General features: G+C 45.4%; 21 protein-coding genes and 2 tRNA genes. 21 read left to right on the top strand and 2 right to left on the bottom strand.

Annotation, left to right across the window (positions count from 1 at the left end; all coding sequences use genetic code 11):
- The first annotated feature begins 131 nt into the window (after positions 1-131).
- Together secD and secF are read left to right on the top strand one after the other, a co-directional pair.
- Positions 132-1,946: a protein translocase subunit SecD gene (gene secD, locus ACHA99_RS14050; protein WP_105251696.1), complete on the top strand. Its 1,815-nt coding sequence runs from the start codon at positions 132-134 to the stop codon at positions 1,944-1,946.
- Between the two features lie 2 nt (positions 1,947-1,948).
- Positions 1,949-2,851 (top strand): protein translocase subunit SecF, encoded by a 903-nt coding sequence (gene secF, locus ACHA99_RS14045; protein WP_028761458.1) that lies wholly within the window; start codon positions 1,949-1,951, stop codon positions 2,849-2,851.
- Between the two features lie 89 nt (positions 2,852-2,940).
- On the opposite strand, the gene yhbY is transcribed toward secF, so the two are convergent.
- Positions 2,941-3,240 carry a ribosome assembly RNA-binding protein YhbY gene (gene yhbY, locus ACHA99_RS14040; RefSeq protein ID WP_006082725.1) on the bottom strand — a complete coding sequence of 100 codons (300 nt, stop codon included), beginning with the start codon at positions 3,238-3,240 and terminating at the stop codon, positions 2,941-2,943.
- A 90-nt stretch (positions 3,241-3,330) separates the two neighbouring features.
- Between yhbY and rlmE the strand changes: the two genes are divergently transcribed.
- The 14 genes from rlmE (at position 3,331) to rpsO (ending at position 16,719) form a co-directional block, all read left to right on the top strand.
- A complete protein-coding gene (gene rlmE, locus ACHA99_RS14035; protein ID WP_006082724.1) occupies positions 3,331-3,960 on the top strand; it encodes a 23S rRNA (uridine(2552)-2'-O)-methyltransferase RlmE in 630 nt (209 codons plus the stop codon).
- A 29-nt stretch (positions 3,961-3,989) separates the two neighbouring features.
- A complete protein-coding gene (gene ftsH, locus ACHA99_RS14030) occupies positions 3,990-5,960 on the top strand; it encodes an ATP-dependent zinc metalloprotease FtsH (protein WP_173913187.1) in 1,971 nt (656 codons plus the stop codon).
- 211 nt (positions 5,961-6,171) lie between these two features.
- Entirely contained in the window at positions 6,172-7,005 is an 834-nt protein-coding gene (gene folP / locus ACHA99_RS14025) for a dihydropteroate synthase (RefSeq protein WP_393943360.1), read from the top strand.
- Positions 7,006-7,085: 80 nt separating this feature from the next.
- The gene (gene glmM, locus ACHA99_RS14020; protein WP_393943359.1) at positions 7,086-8,423 is read left to right on the top strand and encodes a phosphoglucosamine mutase; all 1,338 of its coding nucleotides are present in this window, start codon (positions 7,086-7,088) and stop codon (positions 8,421-8,423) included.
- Positions 8,424-8,617: 194 nt separating this feature from the next.
- Positions 8,618-9,400, top strand: a complete 783-nt coding sequence (gene tpiA / locus ACHA99_RS14015; RefSeq protein WP_393943357.1) for a triose-phosphate isomerase — start codon at positions 8,618-8,620, stop codon at positions 9,398-9,400.
- Position 9,401: 1 nt separating this feature from the next.
- A complete protein-coding gene (secG, locus tag ACHA99_RS14010; RefSeq protein WP_028761453.1) occupies positions 9,402-9,737 on the top strand; it encodes a preprotein translocase subunit SecG in 336 nt (111 codons plus the stop codon).
- An 11-nt stretch (positions 9,738-9,748) separates the two neighbouring features.
- Positions 9,749-9,835 (top strand) — tRNA-Leu (locus ACHA99_RS14005).
- A gap of 82 nt (positions 9,836-9,917) precedes the next feature.
- Positions 9,918-9,994: transfer RNA gene (locus ACHA99_RS14000), tRNA-Met, on the top strand.
- Between the two features lie 173 nt (positions 9,995-10,167).
- Complete coding sequence (gene rimP, locus ACHA99_RS13995) at positions 10,168-10,623, top strand: ribosome maturation factor RimP (RefSeq protein WP_006082718.1); 456 nt, start codon at positions 10,168-10,170, stop codon at positions 10,621-10,623.
- Between the two features lie 29 nt (positions 10,624-10,652).
- Positions 10,653-12,152: a transcription termination factor NusA gene (gene nusA, locus ACHA99_RS13990; protein WP_028761452.1), complete on the top strand. Its 1,500-nt coding sequence runs from the start codon at positions 10,653-10,655 to the stop codon at positions 12,150-12,152.
- 25 nt (positions 12,153-12,177) lie between these two features.
- The gene (gene infB / locus ACHA99_RS13985) at positions 12,178-14,820 is read left to right on the top strand and encodes a translation initiation factor IF-2 (RefSeq protein WP_105251699.1); all 2,643 of its coding nucleotides are present in this window, start codon (positions 12,178-12,180) and stop codon (positions 14,818-14,820) included.
- A gap of 57 nt (positions 14,821-14,877) precedes the next feature.
- On the top strand, positions 14,878-15,336 hold the full coding sequence (gene rbfA, locus ACHA99_RS13980) for a 30S ribosome-binding factor RbfA (RefSeq protein WP_105251700.1): 459 nt from the start codon (positions 14,878-14,880) through the stop codon (positions 15,334-15,336).
- Positions 15,336-16,301, top strand: coding sequence for a tRNA pseudouridine(55) synthase TruB (gene truB, locus ACHA99_RS13975; RefSeq protein ID WP_263178963.1), 966 nt, complete (start codon positions 15,336-15,338; stop codon positions 16,299-16,301). The genes rbfA and truB overlap by 1 nt, the downstream gene beginning before the upstream one ends.
- Positions 16,302-16,449: 148 nt before the next feature.
- Positions 16,450-16,719: a 30S ribosomal protein S15 gene (gene rpsO / locus ACHA99_RS13970; RefSeq protein WP_028761447.1), complete on the top strand. Its 270-nt coding sequence runs from the start codon at positions 16,450-16,452 to the stop codon at positions 16,717-16,719.
- 191 nt (positions 16,720-16,910) lie between these two features.
- On the opposite strand, the gene ACHA99_RS13965 is transcribed toward rpsO, so the two are convergent.
- Positions 16,911-18,965, bottom strand: a complete 2,055-nt coding sequence (locus ACHA99_RS13965) for a bifunctional diguanylate cyclase/phosphodiesterase (RefSeq protein WP_168822815.1) — start codon at positions 18,963-18,965, stop codon at positions 16,911-16,913.
- 195 nt (positions 18,966-19,160) lie between these two features.
- Between ACHA99_RS13965 and pnp the strand changes: the two genes are divergently transcribed.
- The 5 genes from pnp (at position 19,161) to ACHA99_RS13940 (ending at position 25,105) form a co-directional block, all read left to right on the top strand.
- Positions 19,161-21,260: a polyribonucleotide nucleotidyltransferase gene (gene pnp / locus ACHA99_RS13960; RefSeq protein WP_105251702.1), complete on the top strand. Its 2,100-nt coding sequence runs from the start codon at positions 19,161-19,163 to the stop codon at positions 21,258-21,260.
- A gap of 192 nt (positions 21,261-21,452) precedes the next feature.
- On the top strand, positions 21,453-22,355 hold the full coding sequence (gene nlpI, locus ACHA99_RS13955; RefSeq protein ID WP_168822816.1) for a lipoprotein NlpI: 903 nt from the start codon (positions 21,453-21,455) through the stop codon (positions 22,353-22,355).
- Between the two features lie 99 nt (positions 22,356-22,454).
- Positions 22,455-24,035: a peptide chain release factor 3 gene (gene prfC / locus ACHA99_RS13950; protein ID WP_393943351.1), complete on the top strand. Its 1,581-nt coding sequence runs from the start codon at positions 22,455-22,457 to the stop codon at positions 24,033-24,035.
- 91 nt (positions 24,036-24,126) lie between these two features.
- Entirely contained in the window at positions 24,127-24,330 is a 204-nt protein-coding gene (locus tag ACHA99_RS13945) for a hypothetical protein (protein ID WP_105251705.1), read from the top strand.
- A gap of 10 nt (positions 24,331-24,340) precedes the next feature.
- The gene (locus tag ACHA99_RS13940; protein ID WP_393943349.1) at positions 24,341-25,105 is read left to right on the top strand and encodes a TatD family hydrolase; all 765 of its coding nucleotides are present in this window, start codon (positions 24,341-24,343) and stop codon (positions 25,103-25,105) included.
- The last annotated feature ends 77 nt before the right edge of the window (positions 25,106-25,182 follow it).

The following is a 25,182-nucleotide window of genomic DNA, read 5'->3' as shown; positions in this document are numbered from 1 at the left end:
TAAGTAAGCAGTGATGATTTGAGCCTTACGAGCTTAGCCGCTGGTACTCAATCATGTGTTTCGGACTGATATCAATATGTTCGCTTAGCGATTTGATTCAAATGCTGAGCGTTAAATAGCGAGTTAATCCCATGGAAAGAAAACCCAATCAACGGCTGCTAAATCACTATTCAGCTTGGAAATACTTAGTGCTTATCGTCACTATTATCGTGATGCTATTCAGTGCCTTGCCGACATTTTACGGTGAGGATGCGGCGGTGCAGGTGGGCGCGAAGGCGGGTTTAACGCTCACACCTATTGCCCTTCGAGATAAGCTGCAAGCTGAAGGCGTGACGGTCAAACGTATCGACCAAAAAAATGGTGAAACCTTAATTGTCCTCGATGCGGATAACCAACAAACCTTAGTCAAAACTTTAGTCTCTTCTATGGTTGCAGAGCCAAAAGAATTGACTTTATCCCTTGCCAGTGCGGCGCCAAGTTGGTTACAAAACTTAGGCTTTCAGCCGATTAAACTCGGGCTCGATTTGCGCGGTGGCGTACAGTTCTTACTCGATGTTGATATTGATCCTGTTTATCAAACTCAGGCCGAGACGCTTGTTGATTCGCTACGTCAATTCATCCGTGAACAGAAAATTCGTGGTGCTAGCGTGCATTTGGACCAAAGTCATCAGTTAAACATGACGTTGCCCGATAATGACGCCCGTGCTGCCGTGCGTCAAATGATGAAAGAGTCCTATCCTAATTGGCAGCTATCCAATGCTGATGGCGCGGGTTTACTGATTAAGTTGAGCCAAGAAGAGCAAACGAAACTGCGTAATTTGACAGTGCAGCAAAACTTACAAGTGATGCGCAGCCGTATTGAAGAGCTCGGTATCACTGAAGCTTTAGTTCAGCGTCAAGGGGAGCATCGAATTCGGATTGAATTGCCTGGAGTACAAGATCCTGCCGCCGCCAAAAACGTTATCGGTGCTACGGCGAGTCTGGCTTTCTTCGAGGTTAAAGAGTCTGGCTCCGTTAATGCTATGGTACTCAATGATAAGTCTGGTAAGCCTATTTATGTGAGCCGCACACCAGTGCTGGGTGGCGATCATATTGTCGATGCGAGGGCGAGTTTAGGCGAGATGGGCATGGCGGAGGTGAACATTAACCTTGACCGTGTGGGCGGGCAGAAAATGTCTGAGTTTTCCCGTACCAATATCGGCAAACCTATGGCGACGTCTTACAGCGAATACAGCCGTGATGAGCAAGGTAAGGCAAAGCAAACACAAGAGATTATCAGTGTCGCGACGATTCAATCCCAACTTGGAGATCGTTTTCGCATTACGGGTGCAGGCTCCTATCAAGAAGCACAACAATTAGCTCTGTTACTGCGAGCGGGCTCTATGACGGCGCCAGTGACTATTGTTGAAGAGCGCACTATTGGCCCGACGCTGGGTGCTGAAAACATTGAAAACGGTTTTGCGGCCCTTGGTTTAGGGATGGGGATTACCTTGCTGTTTATGGCGCTTTGGTATCGCCGTCTCGGCTGGGTGGCGAATATAGCGCTGATCTCCAATATGGTGATCCTGTTTGGTTTACTGGCGCTTATCCCTGGCGCTGTGTTGACCTTACCTGGTATTGCGGGTTTGGTGTTAACAGTCGGTATGGCTGTCGATACCAACGTGCTGATTTTCGAGCGAATAAAAGATAAGTTAAAGGAAGGTCGCAGTTTTGCGCTGGCAATTGATACGGGGTTTGATAGCGCGTTTTCTACCATTTTCGACGCCAACTTCACCACTATGATTACTGCTGTGGTGCTTTACTCCATAGGTAATGGTCCAATCCAAGGTTTTGCCTTGACCTTAGGTCTAGGTCTATTGACCAGCATGTTTACCGGTATCTTTGCTTCAAGGGCCTTGATCAACTTAGTTTATGGACGTGATGCTAGCCGTCATGTGAAGGTATAATCATGAAAAATATTAATCTAACTAAATGGCGTTATGTTTCGAGTGCTATCTCTATTTTGTTGATGCTAGTGTCATTAACCATCATCGGCGTGAAAGGTTTTAACTGGGGCTTAGATTTTACTGGCGGTGTCGTCACCGAAGTGCAGATCGATAGAAAAATTACCAGCAGTGAATTGCAACCTTTACTCAATGCCGCTTATCAGCAAGAAGTGAGTGTAGTCTCCGCCAGTGAGCCGGGACGTTGGGTGTTGCGCTATTCCGATATAAAGAGTGCCGATACAGAGCAAGGTAATATCGATATTCAGCAGGTATTAGCGCCGCTTAACTCTGAAGTGCAAGTGCTTAACAGCAGTGTTGTCGGGCCGCAGATTGGTCAAGAATTGGCAGAGCAGGGCGGTTTGGCACTGTTAGTCGCTATGCTGGCGATATTAGGTTATTTAAGTTACCGCTTCGAATGGCGACTCGCATCGGGTGCCCTATTCGCCTTAGTGCATGACGTAGTGTTCGTGCTGGCATTTTTCGCCTTGACTCAGATGGAGTTTAATTTAACGATACTTGCGGCTGTACTGGCGATTTTAGGTTATTCCTTAAATGATTCGATCATTATCGCTGACCGCATTCGTGAATTATTGATTGCTAAGCCAAAGCTTGCGATTCAAGACATTAACAACCAAGCAATTGTGGCGACGTTTTCTCGTACTATGGTGACATCAGGGACAACCTTAATGACGGTCGGTGCGCTGTGGATCATGGGCGGTGGGCCGCTGGAAGGATTTTCGATTGCAATGTTTATCGGTATATTAACCGGCACATTCTCTTCGATTTCGGTTGGTACCTCATTGCCTGAGTTATTAGGCTTAACGCCTGAGCATTATAAGGAACAAGTGATTTCTGAAACACCTTAGGGCTATGCTAATCGCTTAAATTAACAGCGAAAACAAAAAGGCCACTCGATTGAATGGCCTTTTTGTTAACACGATAAAATCAAGAAAAATTACTTTGCCTTTGGCAAAGCAATTTTCATTTCTGGTGATTGACGATAAATCACCAGAATATGACCAATAAGTTGCACTTTTGCGGATTGAGTTTCACGTACTATGGCATCAACGATGGCATTTTTTAGCTCTCTGTCGGCAGAGGCTACTTTCACTTTAATCAGTTCATGATAAGCGAGTGCGCTTTCAATTTCAGCGAGTACACCTTCAGTCAATCCATTGGCACCAAGCAGCACCACTGGCTTTAGCGGATGCGCTAGACCTTTTAAATGCTGTTTTTGTTTGGTTGTTAAGTTCATTTCTACCAACTTTTGCTGAGTTACTGTTGAAAAACGGCTATTCTACCCTTATATAGCCTTTGTGTAACTCTCAATTGTTGCGGATTTTAAATGTCAGGTATAAAACGTACGGCCAGTTCTAATCGCTGGATGCTAGAACACTTTGATGATCACTATGTCAAACTCGCCCAAAAAATGGGCTTGCGATCTCGCGCTGCGTTTAAGCTTGAGGAGATCCAGCAAAAGGATCAACTGATTCGCCCAGGCATGACTGTAGTTGATCTCGGTGCTGCTCCGGGAGGTTGGTCTCAAGTGGCAGTTAAATTAGCGGGAGATAGAGGTAAAGTCATCGCCTGTGACATTTTGCCTATGGATCCCATCGTCGGCGTCGATTTTTTGCAAGGGGATTTTCGTGAAGATAAAGTCCTTCAAGCATTACTTACTCGCGTCGGTGATGCTAAAGTTGACGTTGTGTTGTCTGATATGGCACCCAACATGAGTGGTTCAGATAGTGTTGATCAACCCCGTGCCATGTATTTAGTGGAATTGGCGTTAGATATGTGCCATCAAGTATTGGCTCCTAATGGCTGTTTTGCGGTAAAAGTCTTTCAGGGGGAGGGCTTTGACGAATACATGAAAGCGGTAAAAGCAGTGTTTAAAGTCGTTAAAACACGTAAACCAGACTCTTCACGGGCTCGTTCCCGCGAAGTCTATCTTGTGGCGACTGGGTACAAGTTGTAGTAACCTAGCGTTAATAATCGCAAGACTTAATGAGGTCTAGTAATTTGAGTGACATGGCAAAAAATCTAATACTCTGGGTTGTCATCGCCGTTGTGCTGATGTCAGTGTTTCAGGGTTACTCCCCCTCTTCTTCGTCATCGCAGAAGATGGATTATTCTACCTTCTTAGATAATGTCCGTGATGGACAGGTCGCAACTGTTGAAGTTAAGAGCGACCAACGTACTATTGAAGGTGCTAAACGAACTGGTGAAAAATTCACTACTATCATGCCGTTATATGACCAAGATTTAATTAATGATCTTGATCGTAAAGGCATCACTATGAAGGGCCAAGAAGCCGAAGAGTCAGGGTTCCTTACCCAAATCTTCATCTCTTGGTTCCCAATGTTATTGCTTATCGGGGTATGGATTTTCTTCATGCGCCAGATGCAAGGCGGCGGTGGCAAAGGCGCTATGTCCTTTGGTAAGAGCAAAGCCAAGCTGATGAGCGAAGATCAGATTAAAACTACTTTTGCCGATGTTGCTGGTTGTGACGAAGCAAAAGAAGAAGTGAAAGAGCTGGTTGATTACCTGCGTGACCCAACTAAATTCCAAAAATTGGGCGGCCGAATTCCAACGGGCGTGCTTATGGTGGGTCCTCCAGGTACAGGTAAAACCTTGCTGGCGAAAGCCATTGCGGGTGAATCTAAAGTCCCTTTCTTCACTATTTCAGGTTCTGATTTCGTGGAAATGTTTGTTGGTGTCGGTGCATCCCGTGTGCGTGACATGTTTGAACAAGCGAAAAAGTCGGCACCTTGTATTATCTTCATCGATGAAATCGATGCTGTCGGTCGTCAACGTGGCGCGGGTTTAGGTGGTGGTCATGATGAACGTGAGCAAACACTGAACCAAATGCTGGTTGAGATGGATGGCTTCGAAGGTAATGAAGGCGTTATTGTTATCGCGGCAACTAACCGTCCAGACGTACTCGATTCTGCGTTATTACGTCCGGGTCGTTTTGACCGTCAAGTGGTCGTTGGTTTACCAGACGTTCGTGGTCGTGAGCAGATTTTGAAAGTGCATATGCGTAAAGTGCCGCTTTCTGAAGATGTGAAGGCGAGTGTGATTGCTCGTGGTACGCCAGGTTTCTCGGGTGCTGATTTAGCTAACTTAGTGAACGAAGCTGCCTTGTTTGCGGCTCGCGGAAATCGCCGAGTTGTAGGCATGGAAGAATTTGAGCGTGCAAAAGATAAAATCATGATGGGTGCTGAGCGCCGCTCTATGGTGATGTCTGAAGCTGAAAAAGAAATGACTGCTTACCATGAAGCGGGCCATGCGATTGTGGGTTGTTTAGTGCCAGAGCACGATCCTGTGCATAAGGTGACTATCATTCCTCGCGGCCGTGCGCTGGGTGTTACTTTCTTCTTACCTGAAGCTGACTCAGTGAGCCAGAGCCGTCGTAAGTTAGAAAGCCAAATTTCGGTCGCCTACGGTGGTCGTTTAGCAGAAGAGCTTATCTACGGTACTGAGAAAGTGTCGACTGGCGCATCACAGGACATCAAATACGCGACATCTATTGCACGTAACATGGTGACTCAGTGGGGCTTCTCGGACAAGTTAGGTCCATTGCTGTATGCAGAAGAAGATGGTGAAGTCTTCTTAGGTCGCAGCATGGGTAAAGCTAAAGCCATGTCCGATGAAACTGCAACTATTATCGATGCTGAAGTAAAAGTCTTTATCGACAAAAACTACGCTAGAGCGAGACAGATATTGACGGATAACCTCGATATTCTGCACTCAATGAAAGAAGCTTTAATGAAGTATGAAACCATTGATTCACTTCAAATTGACGATTTAATGAAACGTCGTGAAGTGCGTCAGCCTGCTGATTGGCAAGTGGATGACAGTGGTTCTAACGATAAAGGCAATGGTCATGGTGAACCAGCAGCGAAAGCTGAAGACAGTGTGACTGCACCTGCTGAGCCAGAACTGAAAGATCCTGATGAATCTCCAGCTAAGTAATGTGTTGTGAAACCAAAGAAAACCCCGTAAAGGGGTTTTCTTGTTTTACCTTGTTAGCAATTTGACTGCGCTGTCATTAATACTCTCTGCCACCATTGATATTTATCTTCTGACATTGGTCTTTTCGGATAGAAAATGAAGGCTTGAAATTAATGACGCAAGTTATGCCAGTGAGTAAAATCGTAAGTGTTCGTATTACAGGAGTAAATGCGTGTTTGAACTGATAGCTGGCACTAAACGCCTCGCGTTATCTTCGCCCATTGTGATGGGTATTCTTAATGTCACTCCCGATTCTTTTTCCGACGGTGGTCAATATTCTTCCTATGAGCTTGCCTGTCAGCATGTCGATGACATGGTGGCTCAAGGCGCGGGAATGATAGACATTGGCGGTGAGTCGACAAGACCCGGCGCCGCCGAGGTGAGCTTAGCCGATGAACTTGCTCGGGTGATCCCGTTAGTGAAATATGTTGCGGCGCACCATGATGTGTGGATTTCGGTCGATACCAGTAAACCTGAAGTCATGCGTCAAGCTGTTGCTGCGGGCGCGCATTTGATTAACGATGTGCGCGCCCTGAAGGAGCCTGGTGCGCTTGAAGCTGCTGCAGAGTTGCAAGTCCCCATATGCTTAATGCATATGCAAGGTGAACCCAAAAGCATGCAATTTGCACCGACTTACCATAATGTTATTGAAGAAGTTTCTGTCTTTTTAACTGAGCGGATTGAAGCTTGCTTGCGAGCAGGAATCCCCCGTGAATTATTAATACTCGATCCGGGATTTGGTTTTGGTAAAAGCTTAGAACATAACTATGAATTACTGGCGAAGCTCGACTGTTTTGCCCAGTTTGATTTACCGATATTGATAGGATTGTCTCGTAAGAGCATGATAGGAAACCTCTTAGCAAAACCGACCTCAGAACGTCTTGCTGGGAGCCTTGCTGGCGCTATGATAGCGGCCCAAAAGGGCGCTCATATCATTCGTGTGCATGATGTTACTGAAACTGTGGATATGCTCAAGGTGTTACAAGCGACACAAGCGTATTTTTAAGCATCGTTATGCTCTCGTTAAGCATTTAATTAATATTATGATCCCAAATCATTGGGACACATTTGAGTTTGTGGAGCGATATGAAAGAACGTAAATTTTTTGGAACTGACGGTATTCGGGGAAAAGTCGGTTCAGGTCAAATGACGCCTGAGCTCGCGCTTAAGTTAGGTTGGGCGGCGGGGCGCGTGTTATCCCGCAGTGGTACCAAAAAGGTGATTATAGGTAAAGATACCCGTATTTCGGGCTATATGTTTGAGTCAGCATTAGAAGCTGGCCTTTCTGCTGCAGGCCTTAATGTGATGTTAATGGGACCTATGCCAACGCCAGCTGTAGCCTATTTGACGCGCACGTTTCGCGCCGAAGCTGGGGTGGTGATCAGCGCGTCACACAATCCGTATTACGATAACGGTATTAAGTTTTTCTCCACCGACGGCAGTAAGTTAGACGATAACCTAGAGCTAGAAATTGAAGCCGAGCTTGAAAAGCCCCTCGTTTGTGTTGAGTCGCATCTATTGGGGAAGGTATCGCGTATTGAAGATGCCCGTGGCCGTTATATTGAGTATTGCAAAGGTAATTTTCCTGCAGAACACACGTTAACTGGGCTAAAAATTGTGGTTGATTGTGCCCATGGCGCAACTTATCACATAGCGCCAGCTGTGTTTCGTGAGTTAGGCGCCGAGGTGATTGCCATTGGTGATAAACCCAACGGGATGAACATCAATGATAAAGTGGGCGCGACGTCCATGGGCAAAATTTGTGAAACCGTTCTAGCCGAAAGTGCCGATTTAGGTATTGCACTCGACGGTGACGGTGACCGTATTATGATGGTCAACAGCAAAGGCGAAGTGATCGACGGCGATCAAATTTTATATATTCTGGCCTGTGATGCGAAATCCCGTGGCGTATTACGCGGTGGTGTAGTTGGTACGTTAATGTCAAACCTTGGGCTTGATCTCGCCTTGCAAGCATTAGACATCCCCTTTGCGCGTTCGAAAGTGGGCGACCGTTATGTGATGGAACTACTTAAAGAACTCGATTGGCGCATCGGCGGTGAAAACTCAGGGCATATCCTCAATCTTGATCACGGCACAACAGGTGATGGCATAGTTGCGGGGATTTTAGTGTTAGCGGCTATGCGTCGTCAGAATGCCACGCTAGAAGAACTGACTTCTGCGATGGAAATGTTGCCGCAGGTGTTAGTCAATGTGCGCTTTGAAGGCGAGCACGACCCTCTTAAGTCAGATAAAGTTAAAGCGGTGCAGGCACAGGTTGAATCTCAACTGGGCGTGCGTGGCCGAGTATTATTACGTAAGTCAGGTACTGAACCTTTGATCCGTGTCATGGTTGAAGGTGACGATCATAGTGCAGTATTGGCGCACGCAAATTTGATTGCGGATGCGGTAAAATCGGCAAGCTAATATTTGCTAATTTTGTAATGAGTGCGGCTGATACCAATTTAAAATTAAGGTGTTAGCTGCACAAATGAACAGAAAACAGCTTTGGCGTGTAAAAAATAAGCATTCCAACCTGATATCTGAAAAAATTCGAATTTAGCTATTGTAACTTAATAAGTGGTTCGCTATTATTCACGCCGCTTTCAGAGGAGACAGTGATGGCACTCAGACGTCCTATGGTAGCTGGCAATTGGAAGATGAACGGCAGTGCGGCATTAGCACAAGAGTTGTTCAAAAAATTTGCCTCTAAGCTCCAAAATGATTCAGCTGAAGTGGTTTTATGCCCGCCTTCTATCTATCTAGAGAGCGTTAGGCAACTGCTAGAAGCAAACAAGGAAGCGTTAGACGGTTCACTTGTTAGGATGGGCGCACAAAACCTAAGTCAACATGACTTTGGCGCTTATACCGGAGAAGTTTCAGGTCAGATGCTCAAAGATTCAGGATGTCGATATGTAATTATCGGGCATTCAGAACGTCGCCGTATGTACGGAGAGACGAGTAATATCGCAGCGGAGAAATTCGCCGCTGCACAAAAGCATGGCTTAACTCCAATTTTATGTGTGGGTGAGTCAGGTCCAGCACGTGAAGCAAGACGCACCTTTGAGGTGATTGCTGAAGAATTGGATATAGTGATCCAGAAAAATGGCACTATGGCTTTTGATAACGCTATTATCGCCTACGAGCCGCTTTGGGCTGTAGGAACAGGTAAAAGTGCTACACCAGAGCAGGCACAAGAAGTTCATGCGTTTATTCGCAAACGCCTCTCTGAAGTGTCTCCGTTTATCGGAGAAAATATCAGGATTCTCTACGGTGGTAGTGTGACACCGAGTAATGCTGCAGATTTATTTGCCCAACCTGATGTTGATGGTGGACTGATTGGCGGTGCTAGCTTAAACTCTAGCGAGTTTTTAAGTCTGTGTACCATAGCGATGAGCGCATAATATGTATGAAGTTCTAGTAGTTATTTACTTGTTGGTTGCATTAGGTCTAATAGGCTTAGTATTAATTCAGCAAGGTAAGGGAGCTGACATGGGGGCCTCTTTTGGCGCCGGTGCATCAGGTACTCTTTTTGGTTCAAGCGGTTCAGGTAATTTCCTGACACGCAGTACGGCAATTCTTGCCATTGCGTTTTTCACTTTAAGTCTACTTATTGGTAACTTAAGTGCAAACCACGCAAAAAATGAAGATTCATGGAAAGATTTAGGTTCAGACACTGAACAGGTTACCCAACCTGTTGAGCAAGGAACCCAAAAGTCAGAAACGAAAATTCCTGACTAGTAAAAGGTGTCGCCGAGGTGGCGAAATTGGTAGACGCGCAGCCTTGAGGTGGCTGTGACCTAACGGTCGTGCGGGTTCAAGTCCCGCTCTCGGCACCAAATATAACTAAGATAGACGAGATAAGTTCTCTCTTAGTTATTGCAAGAAATGACGATAGTCAATATACTTGCACACAGTTGACGCGGGGTGGAGCAGCATGGTAGCTCGTCGGGCTCATAACCCGAAGGTCGTCGGTTCAAATCCGGCCCCCGCAACCAGCTCCTAGTAACGAATAGTGTTTGAATTCGTTATGGTTTACAGGTTCTTGAAATTAATGACCTCGTGATTACGGGGTTTTTTGTTATCTGGGACTTTTAAATTTGTCGCATGCTTCGTATGTGGCGTTGTACTAGGGCTATTAAGCCCTTTTTTGTTTTTTCGGGGGTCAATCTTGGCAACGTTAGAATTCAGACTGGCAGAAATGCTCAAAGTACCTGTGGAAGCATTAGGCTTTCAGCTGTGGGGCATTGAATATGTTCAAGCGGGTAAGCATTCCACACTGCGAGTGTTCATTGATGGTGAGAATGGTATCAATATTGAAGATTGTGCCAATGCAAGTCGCCAAGTCAGTGCTGTACTCGATGTTGAAGATCCTATTTCTACAGAATATACCCTAGAGGTTTCTTCGCCAGGCGTAGATAGACCCTTATTTACTGCTGAGCAGTACGCGGGCTATGTAGGCGAGGATGTAAAGCTTCAATTGACTATGCCGGTTGACGGCAGTCGTAATTTAAAAGGCGCCATCACTGCGGTCGACGGGCAAATGCTCTCGCTGAAAGTGAATGGTAAAGAGTTAGTTGTCGCATTGGATAATATCCGCAAAGGCAACTTAATCGCTAAGTTTTGATGGTTTCAAGGTGAACGAGGCAAGACGAGATGAATAAAGAGATTCTGCTAGTCGCTGAGGCGGTTTCAAATGAAAAGGCCGTTCCACGCGAGAAAATTTTTGAAGCGCTAGAGATTGCTCTGGCCACAGCAACCAAGAAAAAGTACGAAGGTGATATTGACGTTCGTGTTGCTATCGACCGTAAAACCGGTGGTTATGATACTTTCCGTCGTTGGATGGTAGTTGATGATCACGGTGAAGCGTTAGAAAACCCTTATCGTGAAATCACGTTAGAAGCGGCACGTTACGAAAATCCGGACATCCAGCCTGGCGAGTTTATCGAAGACGATATCGAGTCAGTGGTGTTTGACCGTATTACCACTCAAACCGCTAAGCAAGTGATCGTACAGAAAGTACGTGAAGCTGAACGTGCGCAAGTGGTTGAGCAGTTCCAAGATCAAGAAGGTGAGTTAATCACTGGTGTGGTCAAAAAAGCGACTCGCGAGAGCGTAGTGGTTGACTTAGGTAATAACGCTGACGGCGTATTGTTCCGTGAAGACTTAATTTCACGCGAATCTTTCCGCCCTGGTGACCGTGTGCGTGCATTATTGTACTCAGTACGTCCAGAAGCTCGTGGTGCACAGTTATTCTTAAGCCGTACTAAGCCTGAAATGCTGATCGAGCTTTTCCGTGTTGAAGTGCCTGAAATCGCTGACGAACTGATTGAAATCATGGGCGCTGCTCGTGATCCAGGCGCTCGCGCTAAGATCGCCGTTAAGTCGAATGATCGCCGTATCGATCCTATCGGTGCGTGTGTGGGTATGCGTGGTGCGCGTGTACAAGCCGTTTCGAATGAACTGGGTGGCGAGCGTGTTGATATCGTGTTGTGGGATGATAATCCAGCACAATACGTGATCAATGCCATGGCGCCAGCCGATGTTGCCTCTATCATAGTCGACGAAGATAACCATTCTATGGATATCGCTGTTGAAGCCGATAGTTTGGCACAAGCCATTGGACGTAATGGCCAGAACGTACGTTTAGCAACACAACTGACTGGTTGGGTTCTGAACGTTATGACAGTGGAAGATATGAATAAGAAACATCAGGCAGAAAGTGCCAAGGTGGTTGATTTATTTGTTAACTCACTGGATGTCGATGAAGATTTTGCACAAGTACTGGCAGATGAGGGCTTTACGTCGCTCGAAGAAGTTGCCTATGTGCCTGTGTCTGAACTATTGGCGATTGACGGTTTTGACGAAGATCTCGTCGAAGCTTTACGTGAACGTGCAAAAGCGGCGATCTCAACTCGAGCTCTCGCTACTGAAGAAGCACTGGATGGTGTGGAGCCAAGTGAAGAGTTGCTAGCACTTGAAGGTGTTGAAAGACACTTAGCCTATGTTTTCGCTAGCAAAGGTATTGTGACTCTAGAAGACTTGGCTGAACAAGGCATTGATGATTTGATCGAAATTGAAGAATTGACAGAAGAAAAAGCAGGTGAGCTCATCATGGCAGCCCGCAATATCTGTTGGTTTGGCGAAGAAGCATAAGTCGATCAACAGGGGGATTTAACTGATGGCAGATACTACCGTAGAGAAATTGGCCACGGAAGTGGGTAAAAGTGTTGAACGTCTGATTGAGCAATTCTCTCAGGCTGGAATTAAGAAAGGCCAAGCTGATAAAGTGACTGAAGCTGAAAAGCAGCAGTTACTGGATTATCTGAAAAAGCAGCACGGTGGCGAAAATGCGCCAACGAAAATGACGCTGCAGCGTAAAACCGTATCGACCCTAAGTGTGGCCGGTAATGGTGGTCAATCTAAAGATGTTAAAGTTGAAGTTCGTAAAACACGAACTTTCGTTAAGCGTGATGCTAATGAGGCTACTCTGAAGGCTGAAGAAGAAGCGAAAGCCGAAGCAGAAGCTTTGGCAAAAGCAAAGGCCGAAGCAGAAGCTGCTGCGGCAGCAAAAGTGAAAGCTGAAGCAGATGCTAAGGCAAAAGTGGAAGCAGAAGCTAAGGCGAAAGCTAAAGCAGCAGCCGAAGTGAAAGTGGTTAAAGATATGTCACCAGAAGCAGAAGCGGCTCGTCTAGAAGCTGAACGTTTGAAAGCGGCGCAAGAAGCGGCAACCAAACGTAAGCAAGACGAAGAAGCGGCTAAAGCGGCAGAAACTGCTCGCTTACTCGCTGAAGAACATTCTAAGCGCTGGGCCGAAGAAGAGCGCCAACGTTTAGAAGCCGAGAAAAACGGTGATCATCACATCACGACATCTAAAGTAGCTCGTGCTGCTGAAGATACTTCTGATCTGGATGAAGAAAAACGCGGACGTCGTGCTCGTAACAAGAGCAACGCGAAAAAACGTGGCGGCAAAGATGCCCGTGACGGCCGTGAAAAGCACATGCGTAACCGCAGTACTGCACCTGAGTCTATGGCGCATGGCTTCAATAAGCCAGTGGCAGCAGTGAGCCGTGATGTGCGTATCGGTGAAACTGTTACTGTTTCTGAACTTGCGCATTTAATGGCAGTGAAAGCGACTGAAATCATCAAACAGATGATGAAAATGGGTTCTATGGTCACGATCAACCAAGTGTTAGATCAAGAGACTGCCCAGCTAGTTGCTGAAGAAATGGGTCACAAAGTTGTGCTTATCCGTGAAAACGAACTTGAGCACCAAGTGCTACAAGACCGTGATGATGAAGATGGCATCAAGCTAGAATCTCGTGCACCAGTTGTGACTATCATGGGTCACGTTGACCACGGTAAGACTTCGTTACTCGACTACATTCGCCGCGCTAAAGTGGCTGCTGGCGAAGCCGGTGGTATTACTCAGCATATCGGTGCATACCATGTTGAAACTGAAAATGGCATGATCACTTTCCTTGATACTCCTGGTCACGCCGCGTTTACCGCAATGCGTGCCCGTGGTGCCAAGGCAACGGATATTGTTGTGCTAGTTGTTGCTGCCGATGACGGTGTAATGCCGCAAACAATCGAAGCTATTCAACATGCTAAAGCTGGTAACGTGCCATTAATCGTGGCTGTGAACAAGATGGATAAACCGGAAGCGGATATCGATCGCGTTAAGAGCGAATTGTCACAACACGGTGTTATGTCTGAAGATTGGGGTGGAGACAACATGTTTGCCTTCGTTTCAGCTAAGACAGGTGAAGGTGTTGACGAACTGTTAGAAGGTATCTTACTGCAAGCTGAAGTTCTCGAACTGAAAGCGGTACGTGATGGTATGGCTGCCGGTGTGGTCATTGAATCACAATTGGACAAAGGTCGCGGCCCTGTGGCTACGATTCTGGTTCAAGAAGGTACGCTGCGCCAAGGTGATATCGTTCTGTGTGGTCTTGAGTACGGTAAAATTCGTGCAATGAAAGACGAAAACGGTCGTTCAATCACTGAAGCGGGTCCATCTATTCCTGTTGAAATTCTAGGTCTGTCAGGCGTTCCGTCTGCAGGTGATGAAGCAACAGTCGTTCGTGACGAACGTAAAGCTCGCGAAGTTGCCCTGTATCGTCAAGGTAAGTTCCGTGATGTGAAACTGGCACGTCAGCAAAAATCTAAGCTAGAAAACATGTTTGCGAACATGACAGACGGCGAAGTGAAAGAACTGAACATCGTTCTTAAAGCAGACGTACAAGGTTCACTCGAAGCGATTACTGATTCGTTAACAGGTTTGTCTACCGACGAAGTGAAAGTGAACATCATCGCTCGCGGTGTGGGTGCACTGACTGAAACGGATGCAACCTTAGCGGCAGCCTCTAACGCTATCATGGTTGGCTTTAACGTACGTGCCGATGCACAAGCCCGTAAGACTATCGAAAGTGAAAGTGTTGATTTACGTTACTACAGCGTTATCTATAATTTGATTGATGAAGTGCGTGCAGCGATGACAGGTATGCTGTCTCCTGTGTTCAAACAACAAATTATCGGTCTGGCTGAAGTTCGTGATGTGTTCAAGTCACCTAAGCTGGGTGCAATTGCTGGCTGTATGGTGACCGAAGGTACCATCAAGCGTAGCGCGCCAATTCGCGTACTACGTGATAACGTTGTTATCTACGAAGGTGAACTCGAATCGCTACGTCGCTTTAAAGACGACGTTGCTGAAGTTCGCAATGGTATGGAATGTGGTATTGGCGTTAAGAACTACAACGATGTTCGCGTAGGCGACCAAATCGAAGTATTCGAAACCGTCGAGATTGCTCGTACTCTGTAACGATATTAAGGGCGGCTTTAGCCGCCCTTATCAATTTAAGCTATGGTAAGAAATATTATGGCAAAAGAATTCAGTCGTACTCGTCGAATCGCTCAGCAGCTTCAGCAAGAACTTGCTCAAGTGCTACAGCGCGACATGAAAGATCCTCGTATTGGCTTTGTGACTGTGAATGACGTCGACGTCTCTCGCGATCTCAGCTATGCCAAAGTGTTTGTGACTTTTTTCGAAGAAGACAAAGCTGTCGTTCAAGAAAAGCTAAACGCTTTGATCAGCGCAGCTCCTTATATCCGCACTTTAGTGGCGGGTCGTATGAAGCTGCGTGTCATGCCTGAACTGCGTTTTATCTACGATAGCTCGCTAGTTGAAGGTATGCGCATGTCTAACTTAGTTAGCCAAGTGATCAACCAAGACAAAGCGAAGCAACAGCAATTTGGCAGCGAAGACGCATCGGTTGAAGATGAAGTCTTAGGTGATGATATTGCTGATGACGCAGATGAAACGGAAGGTAAAGATTAATGGCTCGTCGTCCAAAAGGTCGTTTTATCGATGGGATAGTGCTGCTGGATAAATCCACTGGCATGAGTTCTAACTTTGCATTGCAAAGGGTAAAGCGCTTTTTTAATGCGAATAAAGCTGGGCATACGGGCGCACTCGATCCGTTAGCGACAGGTATGTTACCTGTATGCTTAGGCGAAGGGACTAAGTTTTCTCAGCATCTATTGGATGCCGATAAACGCTATTTAGTCACTGCAAAGCTTGGCGAACGGACAGATACCAGTGATTCCGATGGTGAAGTGGTGCAAACCCGCGCCATTGATTTTACCGAGGCGCAGTTATTAACCGCGCTTGATTTCTTCCGTGGTGAAACTCAGCAAGTGCCTTCTATGTATTCCGCGCTGAAATATCAGGGTCAGCCCCTGTATAAATATGCCCGTGAAGGCATAGAAGTGCCGCGTGAATCTCGCCCTATTACGGTATTTGAGCTAAATTTCATCGGTCTTGAAGGCGATGAGCTGACCTTAGACATTCATTGTTCTAAGGGCACTTATATTCGCACTATCATAGACGATCTCGGTGAGATGCTCGGTTGTGGCGCCCATGTGATTATGCTGCGCCGCACCCAAGTTGCGCAGTATCCCTATGCCAGAATGGTCACTTTAGAACAACTTGAAGCGCTAGTTGCTCAAGCACATGAACAACAGATAGATCCGAGCGTATTACTCGACCCTCTGTTATTGCCTATGGACACGGCCGTGGCCGATTTCCCAGAGGTGAATGTGCCGGATGCGATAGCTCCTTACTTAATGCAAGGTCAAGTGGTTCGGGTACCGGTTAATGCAGAATTGAAAACCGATGAGTTGGTACGTATCACTTTAGGTGACATTCGCCGATTTGTGGGGATTGGCACAATGAACGAAGATGGCTTATTAGCGCCGAAACGACTCATTGTTATCCATGACGAACCTGCAGAAACGCATTAGCCCGCTATCCATCGACAAATGATTAAATTAGTTGATGCATTAGTCCCTGCCTTTTATTGCGCTAGGGTGGGTTTATGGGTAAAATAGCGCGCCCTCTGGCTGAGTTAGTGATCGGCTAGAGATTCATATTATTTATTTGGAGATATACATGTCACTAAGTCCTGAAGCAAAAGCAAAAATTTTGGCTGATTTTGGCCGTTGTGAAAACGACACTGGTTCAACTGAAGTTCAAGTTGCTTTGTTAACTGCGCAAATCAACCATTTGCAAGATCACTTCAAAGAGCACATTCATGATCACCACTCACGTCGTGGTCTGTTACGTATGGTTAGCTCACGTCGTAAGTTAACTGCTTACCTGAAACGTACTGATTTAGCACGTTACACTGCTCTGATCCAAAAGTTAGGTCTACGTCGTTAATTTCGCGTCGACTAACGTGAAAAAGGAGGCTTAGCCTCCTTTTTTATTGTCTAAAATTCAACAGAATATTTATTGTGTAAACGAGAGATATAAAGAATTTACAGTCAAAATCAGTCTAATGTTTAGGTCCGTTATGCTTAGCTTGATGTGATTAAGCATCGAATCGAAACTTAAGTGCCAATGTAAATATCCTAAGCCCCACGTAAACCATCAAGACTGCTTATTGTTGCTGTTTGTGTTGCTATATACAGCGCTTCAAATTCTGCTTGGGGTAGAGGCTGACTAAAATAGAAACCTTGGCCGACTTGGCACTGATTTTCTTTCAACCAATCCAATTGCTGCTCATTTTCAATGCCTTCGGCCACAATGGTCAAATTAAGCTGCTTTCCCAACATTAAAATGGTCGATGCAATTGCGCTATCCCCTGGTAGATCGGAAACGAAACAACGATCGATTTTCATGGTAGTGATAGGCAAATGGCGCAGGTAAGAGAGTGAAGAATACCCTGTGCCAAAGTCATCGACTGCAATACCAAATCCGGCTGATTTCAATTGTTCAAGCTTAGCGATAGCGAGTTCAATGTCGTTCATCAACGAGGTTTCAGTGATTTCAATTTCCAGTAATTCGGGTTGGATTTGATAGCGTAATGCCATCTGTTTGATATCGGGAACTAAACTAGCATCGGCAAATTGCTGTGAGGCAACATTAATTGCAATTGGGATGGCATAGTTATATTTTTTCTGCCATTCCCTAAGTACTTTACAGCTTTGCTCTATCACCCAACGACCTATAGGAATGATGATACCTGTCTCTTCCGCCACGGGAATAAAGGAAATGGGGCTGATGAGTCGTCCGTCTTTTTGCCAACGGATCAAGGCTTCACAGGCGATGACTTTGCCTGTTTGCAGATCAAGTTTCGGTTGGAAATACAGTAAAAATTCATTGTTTTTTAATGCATCATGTAAAGATGCTTCAGTGCGTAAACGAACTGCTGCTCGCTCAGTCATCTGTTGTTTGAAGAAGGCCCATTGATTCGAGCCTGCAGCTTTCGCGCTGTACATGGCAATGTCAGCGTGACGGATCAAATCTTCAGCGCTGTTACCGTCTTCGGGATAAATAGAAATCCCAATCGATGCCGCAGGATGAATTGCATGTTCATTTAATTGAATCGGGACATTGAGCTGGAGCAGTAGCTTATCTACAAAATCTGCTGCTTGGTCTGGGGTGTGAACTGTATCGGCCAGAATAACAAATTCATCGCCACCTAAGCGGGAAACTGTGCCTTTATCACCAACGAAGCGTTCGAGAATGCGGGCGATACGAGCGAGGAATTGATCGCCTAATGCGTGGCCAAGGGAATCGTTGATATTCTTAAAACGGTCTAAGTCGATAAACATCAATGCAAAGCTGCGTTTGTGTACTCGCGAGCGTTGGATAGTGACTGCAATGGTTTCAAGCAATAGTGTGCGGTTCGGTAAGCCAGTTAGCGGATCTCGGGTCGCCATTTTGCGCAGTTTGGATTGCGTTTGGCTAAATTGGATAAGAATTTGGTTGAATTTCGAGGTCACTAGGCCGAGTTCATCATCCTTATGCGCGTTGGACATAGGTAAGAGATTTTCGTCCGGTGAGTCGGGTTCGATCTTATCGATGGCCTCACTGATGCGTGCGATAGGCTGAGTCAGGAAGCGATGGAATACCACGGACAGCACTAAGGTGAGTAAGAGTGCACGAGCGAGAGTAGCAAAAAAACTAAATCTTAACTGCGAGAAGAGGGTGTTTGTTAGTTCTTGGGTATCGTAGAAAACTGTTAATGTACCAATGAGTTGCTGTTGTTGGGTACCTTCAAAATAAAAAGGCCTATACAAAGGGCGAGAAATTTCTTTGAGATCATCAAATAATTTATTACTTAAACTGATAAAAGTCTGTGAGTTATTCTGCTTATTATTACTGACAGAAACAAACATTGAGCCATCGTCCAGCTCAATCACCGCCGAGCCAACATGTTCGACTTTGATGGCACCCTCTAAAGTTTGACGGGCTAAATTATCATCTAATGCCCATACGGCATTTGCTGCAGGTTGTTCAACTGAATCAAGGAGTTCTTGCTGAGTGGTCGTGAGTTGTTGTTTGGTTGATACGACGACTAAAGCGATTTCAACAATAAAAATGGCAATGGCAAAAAATAGGGCAGTAAATACGACTAGGTTAGTTTGTTTCCACGTCAGTGACTTAAAACGGCCTGTCATCGGGCGCATCCTTCATGATAATTATTCACCATCGGCGAGATTTTCCGTATCAATATAAACCGCAACTCTTTGTTGATTTAACCACTTTAGTGAAAAGTTACGTATTTGTCATCATTATCTGCTCTTTATCTATTGATCCGAATTGCAGTATACTTACGCGCGTAATTCAAGGTCATTAATTAAGGAATGGGTCACGTGAATCCTATTGTAAAGAGTTTTGAGTATGGTCAACATACAGTCACCCTGGAAACAGGTGTTATAGCGCGTCAAGCTGATGCAGCCGTTTTAGCGAGTATGGGTGACACGACAGTGTTAGTCACTGTTGTCGGTAAAAAAGATGCAGATGCAGGCCGTGACTTTTTCCCTCTGACTGTTAACTATCAAGAAAAAACCTACGCAGCGGGTAAAATTCCTGGTGGTTTCTTTAAGCGTGAAGGCCGTCCTTCAGAAGATGAGACATTAATCGCTCGTCTGATCGACCGTCCAATTCGCCCTCTTTTCCCTAATGGTTTCAAAAACGAAGTTCAAGTTATCATTACCGTAGTATCTGTCGATCCACAAATCGAGCCAGATATCATCTCCATGATCGGTACTTCTGCGGCACTGGCTATTTCTGGTATTCCATTCAGCGGTCCTTTAGGTGCTGCACGTGTGGGTTACATTGATGGCGAATACGTGTTGAACCCAAGTGTTGCACAACTTGCAACCAGTCAACTGAACTTAGTGGTTGCTGGTACTGCTGGTGCAGTATTAATGGTGGAATCAGAAGCCCAAGCATTACCAGAAGAAGTGATGTTAGGTTCTGTAGTTTACGGTCACGATCAACAACAAGTGGTTATCAAGGCGATTGCTGAATTTAAAGCAGAAGCCGGTAAACCAACTTGGGATTGGACTGCACCAACGCAAGATGCCGATTTAGTTGCCCAAATCAAAGAGCTTGCTGAAGCTGGTTTAGGTGATGCGTATAAAATCCAAGTTAAACAAGATCGTTATGCTCAAGTTTCTGTTGTTAAAGCAGCAGCAAAAGAAGCCTTGTTAGCGAGCAATCCAAGCGTTGATTTACGTGAAGTTGACAACTTACTGGGTAGCTTAGAGAAGAAAGTGGTTCGTGGTCGCATCATCCGTGGCGAGCCACGTATTGATGGTCGTGAACCAGACATGATCCGTGCCTTAAGTGTGTTAGCGGGCGTATTGCCACGTACTCACGGTAGCGCATTGTTCACTCGTGGCGAAACTCAAGCGTTGGTAACTTGTACTTTAGGTACTGAACGTGATGCACAGAAGATCGACAGCATCATGGGCGAGCGCACTAACCGTTTCATGCTGCACTATAACTTCCCTCCATACTCTGTTGGTGAAACAGGCATGGTGGGATCACCTAAGCGCCGCGAAATCGGTCATGGTAAGTTAGCTTGGCGCGGTATTAACGCTGTTATGCCTTCAGCGGCTGAATTCCCATACAGCGTACGCGTTGTATCTGAAATCACTGAATCTAACGGTTCAAGCTCTATGGCGTCAGTATGTGGTACTTCTCTCGCGCTGATGGATGCCGGTGTACCTATCAAGACTTCTGTAGCGGGTATCGCTATGGGTCTAGTGAAAGAAGGCGATGATTTCGTTGTTCTTTCTGACATCTTAGGTGATGAAGATCATTTAGGTGACATGGACTTTAAAGTTGCGGGTACGCGTGATGGTATTACTGCACTGCAGATGGATATCAAGATCGAAGGTATCACTAAAGAAATCATGGATATCGCACTGCAACAAGCCTATGGTGCACGTGTACATATTCTAAACGTGATGGATCAAGCGATTGGTTCACACCGTGATGATATTTCTGATCACGCTCCACGTATCACTGTTATCAAGATCAACCCAGAAAAAATCCGTGACGTTATCGGTAAAGGTGGCGCAGTTATCCGTGCTCTGACCGAAGAAACGGGCACTACGATTGAACTGGAAGATGATGGTACTGTGAAAATCGCTTCTTCAAACGGCGAAGCAACTAAAGAAGCTATCCGTCGTATCGAAGAAATCACATCAGAAGTTGAAGTGGGTCGTATCTACAATGGTAAGGTTATCCGTATCGTTGATTTCGGCGCGTTCGTGAACATTCTGCCGGGCAAAGACGGTTTAGTACACATTTCACAAATCAGTGATGAACGTGTTGCTAACGTGTCTGATCACCTTGAGCTGAACCAAGAAGTTGCCGTTAAGGTGATGGAAGTGGATCGTCAAGGCCGCGTACGTCTGTCAATTAAAGAAGCACAAACGAAAGAAGCTGCTGCTGAATAATGAGTCTTTGACTTATTTATAGGCACACACTTTTTAAGTGATTGCATCAAAAGGAGATCAAATGATCTCCTTTTTTGTTTTAGCATTAAGAAAGTCAGTATTAATCTTAATTCCCTAATAGCGGTCCTGTGGTGGGATTGCTATCATGAAGATTCTTCTGCGTATGTTGGGAATCTAAAAAGGTAGAAATGGATGAGTCTTAAAATTAGAACCGCTGTCGTTGCTGTGCTGGCGAGTGCCAGTCTGTTGTTAGCCGGATGCGCAACCACCCAGTCTCCTTTAGATAACCATAATGATGTTGAAGGTAAATTGGTTGTCGCGCCAGTTATGCCTGATTATAAAGTCGAAGTGACACTGGCAAAACTCAACGAGATTTTGGCTACGGTCGAACTGACGAATGAACAGAGAGCCAGATTTCATTACGATCGTGGTGTGATTTACGACAGTGTGGGCTTAAGACTGCTCGCACGGATTGATTTTATGCAAGCGTTAAAACTTCAGCCTGATCTTGCTGATGCCTATAATTTCCTTGGAATTTATTACACCCAAGAAGGTGAATACGACAGCGCCTATGAAGCCTTCGATGGCGTATTAGAGTTAGCACCTAATTATGATTATGCCTATTTGAATCGCGGTATTGCTTTGTACTATGGCGACCGTATTGATTTAGCGACTAAAGATATGCAGGCGTTTTATGCAGGCGATAATAAAGACGGTTATCGGGCATTATGGCTGTATTTGATTGATTTGAAAGCTGACTCTGTTGAAGCTAAAAAACAGTTAGCGCAGCATCGTCAGAATTTAGAAAATGATGCTTGGGCGACCGTTATCGTCGATTATTATTTAGGTAAAAAAAGCCGTGATGAGGTGTTTTCTGCCGCTAAAGTAGGCTTAACATATCCGAAAGAATATGCTGAACGTTTATGTGAAGCTTATTTTTACCTTGCAAAAATGGCGATAGAAACTAAGCAATATCAAGATGCTGCAAACTATTTTCGCTTAGCATTGGCAACCAATATCTATGATTTTGTCGAACATAGATATGCGCGTATTGAACTCGCCAAAGTCAAAGGTTTGCTCGAAGCCACAAAATAACCTCTCTCAGCCCGAGTTCATCTCGGGCTTTGCCTAGCCAAGCTCGAACTGAGGCGCTATAATTTGCGCCTTTTTAGCGATACAAGTGCATAGGTTAACATGTCAGGCAATAAAGTAGAGGTCGATAAACGTCGCACCTTCGCGATCATATCGCACCCCGACGCGGGTAAAACAACCATTACCGAAAAAGTGCTGTTATTCGGAAACGCTTTGCAAAAAGCGGGAACGGTTAAAGGCAAAAAATCGGGTCAGCATGCTAAGTCTGACTGGATGGAAATGGAAAAAGACCGTGGTATTTCTATTACTACGTCTGTGATGCAATTCCCCTATGGTGGCGCCCTTGTTAACCTACTAGATACGCCTGGTCACGAAGACTTCTCTGAAGATACTTATCGTACTCTGACGGCCGTTGATTCCTGTTTGATGGTGATCGACTCTGCTAAGGGTGTTGAAGACCGTACGATCAAGTTGATGGAAGTGACACGTCTGCGTGATACGCCGATTGTGACCTTTATGAACAAACTCGACCGCGATATCCGTGATCCTATTGATCTGATGGATGAAGTCGAAAGCGTGCTGAATATTGCCTGTGCACCTATTACTTGGCCTATTGGCAGCGGTAAAGAGTTCAAAGGTATTTACCACATACTACGTGATGAAGTGGTCTTGTATCAAGGCGGTATGGGACACACGATCCAAGAGCGTCGTGTAATTAAAGGCATTAATAATCCTGATCTTGAGAAAGCGATTGGCAGTTATGCCGCTGATTTGCGTGATGAGATGGAATTAGTACGTGGCGCGTCGCATGAATTTGACCATGCAGCTTTCTTGAAAGGCGAGTTGACGCCAGTGTTCTTCGGTACTGCGCTAGGTAACTTTGGTGTGGACCATATTCTTGACGGCATCGTCGAGTGGGCACCTAAGCCATTACCGCGCGAAAGCGATACACGCGTTATCATGCCTGATGAAGAAAAATTCACCGGTTTCGTGTTCAAGATCCAAGCAAACATGGATCCTAAACACCGTGACCGTGTCGCCTTTATGCGTGTTTGTTCAGGCCGTTACGAGCAAGGCATGAAAATGCACCATGTGCGTATTGGTAAAGATGTTAACGTTAGCGATGCATTGACCTTTATGGCGGGCGATCGTGAGCGTGCTGAAGAAGCTTACCCTGGCGATATCATCGGTTTACATAACCATGGCACTATCCGTATTGGCGATACTTTTACCCAAGGTGAAAAATTCCGTTTTACTGGCGTACCTAACTTCGCCCCTGAAATGTTCCGCCGTATTCGTTTGCGCGATCCGCTTAAACAGAAGCAACTCTTAAAAGGTTTAGTACAGTTGTCTGAAGAAGGCGCTGTGCAGGTATTCCGCCCAATTGATACTAACGATTTGATTGTTGGCGCTGTGGGTGTACTGCAGTTTGAAGTAGTTGTTGGTCGTCTGAAGAGTGAATATAACGTCGAAGCTATTTACGAAGGTATTAGTGTGTCGACAGCTCGCTGGGTTTATTGTAAGGATGAGCGTAAGCTTGAAGAGTTCCGCCGTAAGTGTAGCCAAAACTTGGCTCTCGATGGTGGCGATAACTTAACCTATATTGCGCCAACTATGGTTAACCTTAATCTTTCGATGGAAAGATATCCTGATATTGAGTTTGCGAAAACCCGCGAACATTAATAGGGTTCGGTCTAGAATAGTGGTTGAAATGGCGGTGAATTCACCGCCATTTTTGTATCTAATGAAAATTAAAAATCGGTTCTGGATGTGAATGATGGCGAATTGGATCACAAAAACATGGCAGGCTTATATTCATTGGTGTGACCGAATGGGGCTGACACCTGAAAATCGTCGCTGTTGCATGCCACGCCTTGAAGATCCTCCATTAGCGGTAAAATGCGCCAAAGCTTTGGTGGTTGACGAAACCGTATCACCACCTGAACCTCATTCAATTGGTAAATCGACCGCAGAGTGAGGCATTTACTGTGATAGATACCCACGCCCATTTGGATTTTGCCGAGTTTGATGTTGACCGCGACGATGTGGTGTTGCGAATGCACAGTGTTGGCGTAGATAATCTGATTATTCCCGGTGTGTCACCGCAGCACTGGCACAAACAGCTCGCCGTTGCCGAACAATACCAAACTTATTTTGCCCTTGGTATTCATCCTTGGTTTTGTCCAGAGGATGTTGATGCTGGGATCTTAGCATTAACATCTCAAGTTTCGGCGTTACTAGAATGTCCTCGCTTTGTTGCTATTGGTGAATGTGGCTTAGATAAGCTCTATTCCTCAACGTGGCCTCAGCAGCTCGCATTTTTTGAGGCACAATTAGCTTTAGCTAAGTCTGTTAATCTGCCAGTTATTATTCATAGCGTAAAAGCACATTTAGAGGTTTTAGGGTGTTTGAAAAAGTATCAATTGCCTAGAGGCGGTGTGATACATGCTTTTTCTGGCAGTACTGAAATTGCACTGGAATATATCAAATTAGGTTTTAAGCTGGGAATTGGTGGTTTGATTATGAACCCTAATGCCAAAAAATTGCTCAAAACTGTCAGCGAATTACCACTTCAGCACTTCATACTTGAGACTGACTCTCCTGCAATGACACCGATAAATGTTACTGAAAAACGTAACCAGCCTGCTAACCTTGTTCTTTTTATAGACAAAATTGCCAATTTGCAAAAAAAATCAAGTGTTCTAATATCAGAACACTTGGTGTCGAATGCAATGCAACTGTTTGACCTTTAGCTATTTTTAAATAAACAGGTGTAGGTCGCACTAGCATTCTGCACTAAGCGATTGAAATTAAACTCCAAAAATATGAT

Source organism: Shewanella sp. S23-S33 (assembly GCF_043359565.1).
Taxonomy (GTDB): domain Bacteria; phylum Pseudomonadota; class Gammaproteobacteria; order Enterobacterales; family Shewanellaceae; genus Shewanella; species Shewanella oncorhynchi.
The sequence above is the reverse complement of the archived record's forward strand: the minus strand, read 5'-3'. Positions and strand labels throughout refer to the sequence as shown.